The sequence below is a fragment of the Nocardioides sp. NPDC006273 genome (genome assembly GCF_040613495.1).
Lineage (GTDB): Bacteria > Actinomycetota > Actinomycetes > Propionibacteriales > Nocardioidaceae > Nocardioides.
In genome coordinates this window covers 1-11,377 of sequence record NZ_JBEXSD010000101.1, presented here as the reverse complement: position 1 = coordinate 11,377, position 11,377 = coordinate 1, and the positions used below count along the sequence as shown (strand labels likewise).

Sequence of the window (11,377 nt, the reverse complement as noted above, 5' to 3'; positions counted from 1 at the left end):
GGTATTCCTTCGAGGCGAGGTCTGAACGAAGTGGCCTTTGCGAGCGCGGCGCCGAGCGCGAATCGGCTCGCCCAGCCCTTGCATCAATCATCTAGTCCCGGGTGAACGTCACCTGCTGGACATCGATGTAGTCGGCCGCGAACCCGGCGCGGGTGTACTCCAGGTAGAAGTGCCACATCCGCAGGAACGTCTCGTCGAACCCGAGCGCCCGGACCTCGTCGGTGTGCTCACGCAACGCGATGTCCCAGCGCCGCAGGGTCTCCGCGTAGTGGGCACCGAACGAGAGCCGGCTGCGCACCCGGAGCCCGGTGTGCGTGTCGACGACGTCGGTGATCGCCTCGGTCGAGGGGAGCAGTCCGCCGGGGAAGATGTACTTGGTGATCCAGGTCTCGGTGTTCCTGGTCGCCAGCATCCGGCCGTGCGGCATGGTGATCGCCTGGATCACCGGGGTGCCGCCCGGGGCCAGGACCTCGTCGATCTTCGCGAAGTAGACCGGCCAGAACCGTTCGCCGACCGCCTCGATCATCTCGACCGAGACCACCGCGTCGTACGTCCCCTCCACGGCCCGGTAGTCGCACAGCTCGACGTCGATCCGATGGCCCAGACCGGCCGCGCCGACCCGGCGGCGCGCCAGCTCGGCCTGCTCGACGGAGAGCGTCACCGAGGTGACCTGGGCGCCCCGGGCGGCAGCCCGCAGGGCGAGCTCGCCCCAGCCGGTGCCGATCTCGAGCACCCGGGTGCCCGCTCCGACGCCGGCCTCGTCGAGGATCCGGTCGATCTTGCGGTGCTGGGCGAGCGCGAGGTCCTCGGTCGAGGGCAGAGAGGAGAACAGGCCCGCCGAGTAGCTCATCGTCGGGTCCAGGAAGAGCGCGAAGAAGTCGTTGGACAGGTCGTAGTGGTGGCCGATGTGCTCGCGGGCGTTCTCGGGGGTGTTCAGGTCCTTCTCGCCGCGGCGCCGCTCGTAGACGCCGCGCAGCCGCTGTGCCCATCCGGGAAGGAGACCGTCGAGGTCCCGGCACAGCACGGTCAGGGTGTCCCCCAGCTCCGGGGCCTCCCAGGCCCCGGTCATGTACGCCTCGCCGAGCCCGATCAGCCCATGGCGGCTGAGCCGGGCGTAGAGCTCCTCGGGCCGGTGCAGCACGATGTCGGCCGGGCTACCGTCCTCGCTCACGCTGATCCCGAGCCGCTTCGTGGCGGTCCGGAACAAGGTCGCCGCGGCAGCCGCGGTCACCCGGGTGAGCGGTCCGGTGGGTGCCTCTTGCAGCATCGGCCAACGGTCCGCGACCCGAGCCTGGGTGGTGGGTGCTTCGATGGTGGTCATCGGACTCCTTCCTGGTGGTGCCGTGGTCGTCTCTGGACCGGCAGACGTCGTAGCCACAGCGCTGCGCCGTGGAGGTGGATCCAGACCGCGCCGAGCAGCGCGGCCGGGGCGGAACGGAGCGCGGCTCCGAACCGCGGTTCGACCCGAGAGCCGCGTACGGCGGCGTCGAAGACGGTCCCGTCATCGGTGTTCAGCCGGACGGTGACCTGGAGCCGGCCGTCGGGTGGCGGCACGGTCAGGTCGTAGTGGCCGTCGACACCGTGAAACGGCGAGACGTACATCGCCTTCGCGACCCGTGCGCGATGCCGTTCGTCGGGGTGGACGAGGTAGGCGTGCCGGTCGCCGTAGGTGTTGTGGACCTCGACCACGGTCGCCAGCGGCTCCCCGGAGGCGGCGGTGCACCAGTAGACGCTGATCGGGTTGAAGCAGAATCCGAACGCCCTCGGCTGGGCCGCCATCAGCACGCGTGCGTCGCCCAGATCGAGGTCGTGGAACCTCAGGAACGCGGCGAGGTTCTCCCGGATCGAGAGCTCGGGGTCGCCCAGATGGTCACGCGACTCGAAACGGCCGAGGACGCCTCGGTCGGGCAGCCGGTCCAGATCCACCACCTGCCAGTACGAGCGATGCACGAACCGGTTCCGCAGCGGTGCCCGCCGGGTGTGGCTGATCGTGGTCCGATACAGGCCGGTCGCCGACTCGTCGGGGCGCTCGTCGGGACGCGTCCAGGACAGCCCGAGCCGCTCTGCCGCCCGCGCCCCGGATCGGGCGCCGTCCTCGTGGAAGCCCCAGCCGCGCCACGCGCCGGCGAAGACCAGCCGGTCGGAGTCCAGCTCGTCGGCACGCTGCTGGGCGGCCACCGACTCCGGGGTGTAGAGCGGGTGCTCGTACTCCATGGTGGCGATGACCTTCTCCGGGTCGATCAGGTCGGCCCCGCCCAGAGTTACCAGGTGACGTACGCCGCCGGGAGTCGGCAGCCGCATCAACCGGGTGAGGTCGTAGGTCAGCGTGACCTGCCCGCGGCCCGGGCGCTCCAGGTAGTTCCACGACGCCCAGGTGCGCTCGTCGGGCGGCAGCAGGCTGGTGTCGGTGTGCAGCTGGGCCTGGTTGGCGGAGTACGGGAACGCGCCCAGGATCTCGCTCTGGGCAGCCGTGGGCTCGCCCAGCATGGCCAGCGACTGCCCCGGGTGGGTGGCCAGCACGACAGCCTCGAAGAGCTCGGTCCGTCCGTTGCCGTCGGTGATCTCGACACCGGCGTCGGTCTCGACCACGGTGACCACCTTCGTCGAGGTCAGCAGCCGGCCGCCACGTTCGCGGATCGCGGCGGCGACCCGCTCGACGTACGTCGCCGACCCACCCGTGACCGTGCGCCAGCGCGGTGAGCCGAAGACCTGCAGCATCCCGTGGTGGCTGAGGAACTCGAAGAGGTAGCGAGCCGGGTACCTCAGCGCCGTCTCCGGGTCGCAGGACCACACCGCGGCGACCAGCGGGGCCATGAAGTGGCGGCGGAAGTGCGGGGTGAACCCGTGCTCGTCCAGGAACGCCTCGAGGGTGCGGTCGTCCGGCTCACCACCGGCGAGCAGCGCCCGGGCGGCCCGATGGAACCGCGGGATCTCGGTGAGCATCCGCAGGTGCGCCGGCCGCAGCGCCCGCCGGTCGGGCAGCACCCCGCGCAGCCCGCGCGCCCCGGCGTACTCGACGTCAGCGGCCTCCGAGCGCACCGACATCGACATCTCCGAGACCTGGGTCGGTACGTCGAGCTCGGCGAAGAGCCGAAGCAGGGTCGGATACGTACGCCGGTTGTGCACGATGAACCCGGTGTCGATCGCCAGCTCGCTGCCGTCGGGAGCGGTGACGCGGTGGGTGTCGGCGTGGCCACCCAGCCGGTCGTCGGCCTCGAACAGCGTGACCGCGCCGTGGCCGGAGGCGACGTACGCCGCGGTCAGCCCGGCCACACCGCTGCCTACCACCGCGATCCGGCGGCCTTCGTGGTCGGCGCTGCTCATCGGGCTCCTCGGGGTCGAAGTGGGGCGGTCGACGCAAGGGCGCCGACACCCGGTCTTCGGTCACCGGAGCGATTCGGATTGGCTTCACTCCATCTTTTCCGTCACCTGGGTGCCGCGGATCCGTTCGCGCACCTGGTCGGGCCGGAATCACATGTCAGCTCCAAGACGTCCGGGCGGGAGCTCACCTGGCCTGACAATCGCAGTATTGGGTGATGTACTGATGCGGAGCGTTCGGCTGGGCGCGTGTACGTGCTCTTGGGGAGGAACATCATGGGTGACAGCGACGAGATCAGGGCTGACTTCGACAAGCTGCGAGAGGCCAACCAGAACCTGCTGGCGGAGCAGGACCTGGTGCAGAGCCTTGACCTAGGGCAGGCTCCTCCTGCCACGGTCTTCGGTGGGTCGGCGTTGGCACAGGGGATGGCGCAGACGGTCGCGCTCGCGCATCAGAACCTCATCAAGGCCAAGAAGGAGACGGCGCAGGGTCTGGGCAAGTACGCCGACGCCACCGAGAAGGCGCAGAGCGACATCATGGCGACCGATGAGGGTCAGGCCGCGATCGCGCAGACCATGGCCGAGGCGCTGCAGATGCTGAGCAACCCGCTCGTGATGTTCAACCAGAAGGGCACCGCGATCGGCAGGAACATGCCGATCTGAGCCCAGCGGACTGACCTCAGAGGACCTCGTACGTCGCCATGATCGGGGCGATCAAGGCCTCAGCGCCCTTGCGGTCGATGTCGGACTTGTTGAACTCCCAGGTGACCGTGACCTGATCGCGAGTCGCCGATGCGACAGTGCCGTAGTGGTCTTGCCAGGTGAACTCAGTCTCGGCACGGAAGTGGTAGAAGAGCGTCCCGTTGATGGTCTCGTCAGGCAAGCGCTCGAGCCTGGTGAGACTGGAGTCCGCCTTCAATTGGTCGTGCAGAAGTTTCGCGAGTCCCTCAACAGCTTCTTTGATGTCTCCGTCGGCGCCGTAAGCGCCCGCCATGATCTCGCCGGAGCCAGGCGAGAGCCCGACTTTGTTCTTGGGGGCGATCATCGTTTGCGCCTGATCCGCGTAGGAGTCGAGCTCCCAGTTCTGAGGCACGCGGAGCTGTGCGACCTCGGCCGATGCGGGCTTCCAGCCGTCAGGCGCTGCTGGTCCGGCGGGGCTGGGCGAAGCCTCAGCGGCGCTACTGGCAGCCGTTGGTTCAGCATCCGGTCCATCGCTGGTTCCGCACCCCGAGAGGGCTAGGCCAAGTGCTGTGGCCAGGGTGACCACGGCGAGGCTCCGAGAGGTTCTCATGAGTCGAAACTGTAGGGCAGGTGGCCTGATGCCTGGACGACCCTGGGGATCGTGCTAAAGAATCTTGGTGTGCGGGGCGGCAGCGGGCTCCTCGACACTTCCTCGGGAGGGAGCGACCATGACCGTACGTGGGCCCTGGATGGAACGACTCAAAGCGTATGTGGAAGGTGCCGACGAAACAGTCCTCGATGAGGTCATTCGGAGATGGGCATCCGGTGAGCGCAGGTTCCGCGAGGCAGGCCGCACCCTCCACGAGAACGGCAAGAAGGTGGAGGACGGGTTCTCGTCGGCCTCGGAATCGGGGCAGACGGCGCGTCGGGAGATGCAGCAGGCAGGCAAGGAGACGACCGACAAGAGCGATGTCCTGAAGGAAGCCGTTGCGGCGATGATGCACTTCCGGGGCACGCTGTCCACGGCGCGGTCGCAGTACGCCAAGCTGGCAACCACCCTGCCCGAGACTCACGGCCCGGCGCCGGACCCGGCGAAGTACCCTACCGAGGGAATCGGGGTAGATGGTGAGGCGAACACAGCGGCGTTGAAGGCGGCAAGGGCCACCCATGCTGCGAACGAGGCAGCGATCGCACACGCGGAGACCGAGGCCGCCGCGCAGGTCGGCTATGTCGATGACGCAGTGCGCGAGGACGAGCCGAAGATCCGGGCGCTGTTCGACGACGGCACCAACTCCCCGCCGCTGCCCCCGGGGACCCCTACCTCGCAACCAGGCTCCTACAGCCAGATCCAGGCCTCGAAGGCACGGATCGCCGCGACCAACTCCGGCACGTTGTACCCCGACGGGGTGGGCCACGAGATCCACGCGCAGGAGCGCGAGAACATCAAGGCCCACGAGGCCACCAACCAGCCCGAGTGGAACGGCACGGAGTGGATCGATGCCTATGGCAACCCCGCGCCGGCGACGTCGTACGCGATGGTGGAGACCGCCCAGGGGCTGGCCCCGATGGCGGGCGGACCGGGGATGGGCGCGCTCGCCATCGGTGGTGGAGTGGCGCTGGGAGCAGGCATCGCGAAGGCGGTCGCCAGCCGGCTCGGGGCCGCCCGTGCTGCCGGTGCGCCCGCGAAGGCGACCGTGGCGGCCAGGAGTGCGGCCGGCGGTGCGCGTACGGCCGCTCCGGCGTCGCGGGCCGGCGCGGCCGGCTCCCGCGGATCGGCGGGACGTGCTGGCGCGGCCGGCGGCCGAGGCGGCAGAGCCGGGATGGCCGGGGCCGGCAACCGCCAGGGCCTGAAGAACGCCGCGCCTGGTGGCGCTGGTGCGGCCCGTGGCCGGGGTGGCCGCGGCAAGGACGAGGAGAAGACCGACGCGGCCATCGACTACCAGGCCGACTATTCCAAGGACTACAGCGACGACGAGTACGAGAAGCGAGTCGCCTGGCAGCGGCAGGAGGAGCAGCAGCGCAAGCGGGCTCTTGGCCAAGAAGGAGCCGACGAGTAGTCGACCGCTGGAGCTGCGGCCTCAGCCGCGGCCGGCGTAAGGCATCCCGGTCGCGAGGATGGTCATCGCGGGCACGCTGACACCGAGCGGCAGCCGGGCCATTGCGACGACCGCGTCGGCGACGTGCTGCGGGTCGAAGGTCGGCTCGGGGCGTACGGTGCCGTCGGCCTGACGGGCGCCGACCGCGATGCCGGCGGTCATCTCGGTGGCCGCGTTGCCGATGTCGATCTGGCCGACGGCGATGTCGTGGGCGCGGCCGTCGAGGGCCAGCGCGCGGGTGAGCCCGGTGATCGCGTGCTTGGAGGTGGTGTAGGCCGTGCTCCCCGGTCGCGGTACGTGCGCCGAGATCGAGCCGTTGTTGATGATCCTCCCGCCGCGCGGGTCCTGCCGCTTCATCTGGGCGAAGGCCTCGCGAGCGCAGAGGAAGGAGCCGGTGACGTTGACGGCCAGTGTCGCGGCGAACTCCTCGGGCGGGATCTCGTCGACCTCGGCGCTCGGCCCGAAGGTGCCCGCGTTGTTGACCAGCAGGTCCACGCGCCCACACATGCTCACGACGGCGGCGAACGCTGCCTCCACCTCGGCGGCGGATGCGACGTCCGTGGGCACCACTATCGACCGCGCCATCACCGACGCGGTCTCCTCGAGCGAGGCCTGCGTACGTCCGAGCAGGGCGACCTGGAAACCGGCGCCGTCCAGCGCCTGGGCGATCACGCGCCCCAGCCCCGAGCCTGCCCCGGTGACGACCGCGACCGGCATCAGCTGAACTGCCTCGACAGGACCGCGTGCCGGTTGACGTCCTTGTAGAGCAGGTAGCGGAACCGGCCGGGACCACCGGCGTAGCAGGCCTGCGGGCAGAAGGCCCGCAGCCACATGAAGTCGCCCTCCTGCACCTCGACCCAGTCCTTGTTGAGCAGGTAGACGGCCTTGCCCTCGAGCACGTAGAGACCGTGCTCCATCACGTGCGTCTCCGGGAACGGGATCGCGCCGCCGGGCTCGAAGCTGACGATGTTGACGTGCATGTCGTGGCGTACGTCGTCGGGGTCGACGAAGCGCTGGGTCCTCCACGCGCCGTCGGTGCCGGGCATCTCGCCGCCGGGCACGTCGACCTCGTTGGTGACGAACGGCTCCGGCACCTCGATGCCGTCGACCCGCTGGTAGGCCTTGCGGATCCAGTGGAAGCGGGCGACCCGGTCGCTGGTGTTGTGCAGCGTCCAGGCGGTGTTTGGTGGAAGGAAGGCGTACCCGCCGGGGGCGAGGTCATGCTGCTCCTCGTCAATCGAGAGCGTCAACGCGCCCTCCACCACGAACAGGACACCCTCGGCGCCCGGGTCGAGCTCGGGCTTGTCGCTGCCACCGCCGGGCGAGACCTCGACGATGTACTGCGAGAAGGTCTCGGCGAAGCCCGAGAGCGGGCGGGCGATCACCCACAGCCGGGTGCCCTCCCAGAACGGGAGCTTGCTGGTGACGATGTCGCGCATCGTGCCACGCGGGAGCACGGCGTACGCCTCGGTGAAGACGGCCCGGTCGGTGGTCAGCTCACGCTGCGACGGGTGGCCGCCGGTCGGGGCGTAGTAGCGGGGTTCGCTCATGGTCGGGCTCCTTCTGTGGTGACTCTGCTGAGCAGCCGGCCCTGGGGCGCGGCCTCGATGTCGATCTTCTCGCCACGCAGCCAGGTCTCGCGGACAACGCCCGCGAGGAGCCGGCCGTGGTAGGGCGTGACGGCGTTCTTGTGATGGAGCGTCGCGGCATCGACGACGAAGGAGTCGTCGGGGGCGAGGACGCAGAAGTCGGCGTCCTGGCCGACGGCGATCCTGCCCTTGCGCGCCAGTCCGGCGTGACGCGCCGGCGCCTCGGACATCCAGCGAGCGACGTCGACGAGCGTGAGACCGCGTGCCTGCGCCTCGGTCCAGACCGCGGAGAGCCCGAGCTGGAGCGAGGAGATCCCGCCCCAGGCGACACCGAAGTCGCCGGTGTCGAGGACCTTCAGGTCAATGGTCGAGGGCGAGTGGTCGGTGACGACCATGTCGATGACGCCTTCACGCAAACCCTGCCAGAGAAGCTCGCGATTGGCCGCCTCTCGGATCGGCGGGCAGCACTTGTACTGCGTGGCTCCGTCGGGGATCTCCTCCGCGGCGAAGGTCAGGTAGTGCGGGCAGGTCTCCGCGGTGATCCGGACGCCGTCGCGGCGGGCCGCATCGATCGTGGTGAGCACGTCCGCGCTGGAGACGTGCAGGATGTGGACCCGGCAGCCGGTGGCCCGGGCGAGCTCGATCACACCGGCGACGGCCAGGTTCTCGGCGTCGCGCGGCCGGCTGCTCAAGAAGCTCTGGTACGCCCCGCCGACCGGCGCCGGCGCGTGCTCGATCGCGTGGGCGTCCTCGGCGTGCACGATCAGCAGACCGTCGAAGGAGGCGATCTCCCGCATCGCGAGCTCGAGCTCCTCCGCGTCGAGCGGCGGGAACTCGTCGACACCCGAGTGCAGCAGGAAGCACTTGAAGCCGGAGACCCCGGCCTCGTGCAGCGTACGCAGCGCCGGCACGTTGCCGGGGATGGCGCCGCCCCAGAAGCCGATGTCGACGAAGGCCTGGTCGGCGGCGGTCCCGCGCTTGAGCTCCAGCGCCGGGAGGTCGCAGGTCGGCGGGATGCTGTTGAGCGGCATGTCGACGATCGTGGTGACCCCGCCGGCAGCCGCGGCTCGGGTCGCGGAGGCGAAGCCCTCCCACTCGGTCCGGCCGGGGTCGTTGACGTGCACGTGTGCGTCGACCACCCCGGGCATCAGCACCTCGTCGTCGGCGAGCTCGACCACACGGTCGGCCGTCAGGCCCGAGGCGCCGGCTTCGACGGCGACGATCCGACCGTCGCGGACTCCGACGGCGCCGGCCACCTCGCCGTCCGGGGTCACCATGCGTGCCGCCCGGAAGACGACATCAAGATCTCCGTTCACACCGTCACCTCTGCCTCTTCGACTGCCATCACCCGCGTGCGCTGTCGGCCGAGACCGCTCACCTCGGCCTCCACCACCTGCCCGTCGCGGAGGAAGGGCCGCGGCTCGGGCCGCAACGCCGCGACGCCGCCAGGCGTCCCGGTCAGGACCAGGTCGCCGGGCTCGAGCGTCATCAGCGTACTGAGGAAGGCGAGCAGCTCTCCCACACTTCGTGCCATTTGTGCGGTCGTCCCGCGTTGCCGGCTCTCGCCGTCGACCCAGAGCTCCAGGCTCAGGGCCTGCGGGTCCTCGACGGCGTCCGCGGTGACGAGCCACGGCCCGATCGGGGTGAAGGTGTCGGCACACTTCCCCTTCGCCCACGTCGGCCCCGCCGCGATCCGCGCGCGCTCGCTGACGTCGTCGGCGTTGAGGTAGCCCCCGACCGCGGCCAGCGCCTGCCGCGGGTCCGTGCACCGGGACAGCCGACGGCCGAGGACCACACCCAGCTCGACCTCGTAGTCGGTCGTCGTCGATCCGGGAGGCAGCTCGATCGCGTCGTAGGGACCCACGATCGAGGTCGAGGGCTTGAGGAAGACGACCGGCTCGTCCGGGACCGCGACCCCGGCCTCCTCCGCGTGGTCCTGGTAGTTGAGCCCGACCCCGACGACCTTGCCTGGCCTCGCCACGGGCGGTCCGATCCGAATGCCGTCGGCGACGACGGGGAGGCGGCCCGAGGCGATCAGGTCTTGAATCAACTTGAGCCGCACCGGGTCGCCGAGCAGGTCGCCGTCGATCCTCGGCACAGCGGCCGACAGATCACGCAGCATGTCCTGGTCGTCGAGGGCGGCGGGGCGCTCCTGGCCCGGCGGGCCCACACTCAGCAGTCTCATGCGGCCTCCTCGGATGCTGACCGAGTTACCTCGGTCTGGTTGCGGTTCCCTCGTGGAACTCCACGAAGGCAGTAGCCGCTCACCGAGTTACCTCGGTGAGCATTCCGCCGCCCGCTCATGGCTCCCCCGTCGGATGCCGACCGAGTTACCTCGGTCTCGATGCACTCACCTCGTGGAACTCCACGAAGGCAGTAGCCGCTCAGCGAGTTACCTCGGTGAGCATTCCGCAGCTCGCTCACGCATCCTCCTTGATGAGATGGTCGATGGCGATCTGCTCGGCGATCTGCTCGAGCAGAACGGCGCCCTCGGTCAGGCAGCGTTGCCGGTCGGGCTCGATGTCGGTCAAGGCGTACGCAGCGCCGATCCCGGCGGCCCGCAAGCGGTCGGGTTCGAGGTCGTTGACGCCGCAGACCGCCACGACGGGAACACCGGCGCGCGCGGCTGCTGCGGCGACGCCGGCCGGCGCCTTGCCGTTGAGGGTCTGTTCGTCAAGCGCGCCCTCGCCGGTGACGACGAGGTGCGCGCCGTCCAGCCGGGCGGAGAAGTCGACCAGCTCGAGCACGAGCTCGATGCCCGAGCGGAGCTCCGCGCCGAGCAGGGCGAGTGCGGCGAAGCCGACACCGCCGGCCGCACCGGCGCCAGGGTGCCCGCGGAGATCGGTCCCGGTGAACGACGCCACCAGAGATGCCCAGCGGCCGAGCGCGGCGTCCAGCCGTCGAACCTGGTCCGCATCGGCGCCCTTCTGCGGGCCATAGACCGCGGCCGCACCGGTGGGACCGGTGAGCGGGTTGTCGACGTCGCACGCGACGGTGACGGAGACCCCTTCGAGGCGCCGCCGCAGCTCATCGACCTCGATCCGGGCGACCTCCTCGAGCCCGGCTCCACCTGGACCCGCCGGGTTCCCGGCGACGGTGAACAACCTGGCGCCCAGCCCGCAGAGCAGGCCCGCTCCCCCGTCGGTGCTGGCGCTGCCTCCGATCCCGAGCACGATCCGGCGACAGCCCGCATCGATCGCGGCCGCCATCGCCTGCCCGACCCCGAGGCTGGAGGCCCGCATCGGATCCGGCACACCTGGCAGCCGCGCCAACCCGGAAGCGTCGGCGAGCTCGACGACCGCGACGTCGTCGCGCCGAGCGTACGTGGTCTCGACCGGCTCTCCTGTCGGACCGGTCACGCGGACCGGCACGAGGACGAACCCGGCGGACTCGGCCGCCGCCAAGGTGCCGTCACCACCGTCGGCGACCGGGATCGCGTCGACGACCACACCGGGACTCCCCCGGCGGATCCCGGCGCCCACCGCCGCCGCGACCTCGGCCGCGGTGAGCGATCCCTTGAACTTGTCGGAGGCGACCAGCACGCGCCGCGCAGGCCGAGTCGGCTCATCCTGACCGAAATCTCCGTCGAGTCGGCTCGTCATGACCGACCACGGCCGCCCGGAGGAGGCCGGTCTGATCTACGCCGCAATGGGCGTCGGGTCCGCCGCGCTGGCGCTGGGCGTAGCGGCCTTC

10 protein-coding genes are annotated in these 11,377 nt (G+C 70.3%); 2 read left to right on the top strand and 8 right to left on the bottom strand.

All coding sequences use genetic code 11. The features are described 5' to 3' along the window. Positions 1-91 precede the first annotated feature (91 nt). Together ABZZ22_RS26120 and ABZZ22_RS26115 are read right to left on the bottom strand one after the other, a co-directional pair. Complete coding sequence (locus ABZZ22_RS26120) at positions 92-1,321, bottom strand: class I SAM-dependent methyltransferase (RefSeq protein ID WP_354938175.1); 1,230 nt, start codon at positions 1,319-1,321, stop codon at positions 92-94. Beyond that, positions 1,318-3,324, bottom strand: a complete 2,007-nt coding sequence (locus ABZZ22_RS26115; RefSeq protein ID WP_354938172.1) for an FAD-dependent oxidoreductase — start codon at positions 3,322-3,324, stop codon at positions 1,318-1,320. The genes ABZZ22_RS26120 and ABZZ22_RS26115 overlap by 4 nt, the downstream gene beginning before the upstream one ends. Before the next feature lie 270 nt (positions 3,325-3,594). On the opposite strand from ABZZ22_RS26115, the gene ABZZ22_RS26110 reads away from it, so the two are divergent. Then, positions 3,595-3,981, top strand: coding sequence for a hypothetical protein (locus tag ABZZ22_RS26110; RefSeq protein ID WP_354938169.1), 387 nt, complete (start codon positions 3,595-3,597; stop codon positions 3,979-3,981). Between the two features lie 16 nt (positions 3,982-3,997). On the opposite strand, the gene ABZZ22_RS26105 is transcribed toward ABZZ22_RS26110, so the two are convergent. Next, the gene (locus ABZZ22_RS26105; RefSeq protein WP_354938166.1) at positions 3,998-4,585 is read right to left on the bottom strand and encodes a hypothetical protein; all 588 of its coding nucleotides are present in this window, start codon (positions 4,583-4,585) and stop codon (positions 3,998-4,000) included. 163 nt (positions 4,586-4,748) lie between these two features. Between ABZZ22_RS26105 and ABZZ22_RS26100 the strand changes: the two genes are divergently transcribed. Then, complete coding sequence (locus ABZZ22_RS26100) at positions 4,749-6,056, top strand: hypothetical protein (protein ID WP_354938163.1); 1,308 nt, start codon at positions 4,749-4,751, stop codon at positions 6,054-6,056. A 21-nt stretch (positions 6,057-6,077) separates the two neighbouring features. Here ABZZ22_RS26100 and ABZZ22_RS26095 read toward each other — a convergent pair whose 3' ends face one another. From ABZZ22_RS26095 to ABZZ22_RS26075, 5 genes are all read right to left on the bottom strand, one after another. Beyond that, positions 6,078-6,812, bottom strand: coding sequence for an SDR family oxidoreductase (locus ABZZ22_RS26095; protein WP_354938160.1), 735 nt, complete (start codon positions 6,810-6,812; stop codon positions 6,078-6,080). Continuing rightward, positions 6,812-7,645 (bottom strand): bifunctional allantoicase/(S)-ureidoglycine aminohydrolase, encoded by an 834-nt coding sequence (locus tag ABZZ22_RS26090; protein WP_354938157.1) that lies wholly within the window; start codon positions 7,643-7,645, stop codon positions 6,812-6,814. Before ABZZ22_RS26090 ends, ABZZ22_RS26095 begins: the two co-directional genes overlap by 1 nt. After that, on the bottom strand, positions 7,642-9,000 hold the full coding sequence (gene allB / locus ABZZ22_RS26085) for an allantoinase AllB (RefSeq protein WP_354938154.1): 1,359 nt from the start codon (positions 8,998-9,000) through the stop codon (positions 7,642-7,644). Before allB ends, ABZZ22_RS26090 begins: the two co-directional genes overlap by 4 nt. Next, on the bottom strand, positions 8,997-9,869 hold the full coding sequence (locus ABZZ22_RS26080; protein WP_354938151.1) for a fumarylacetoacetate hydrolase family protein: 873 nt from the start codon (positions 9,867-9,869) through the stop codon (positions 8,997-8,999). The genes allB and ABZZ22_RS26080 overlap by 4 nt, the downstream gene beginning before the upstream one ends. 235 nt (positions 9,870-10,104) lie before the next feature. Beyond that, positions 10,105-11,286, bottom strand: a complete 1,182-nt coding sequence (locus ABZZ22_RS26075) for a glycerate kinase (RefSeq protein ID WP_354938148.1) — start codon at positions 11,284-11,286, stop codon at positions 10,105-10,107. Between the last annotated feature and the right edge of the window lie 91 nt (positions 11,287-11,377).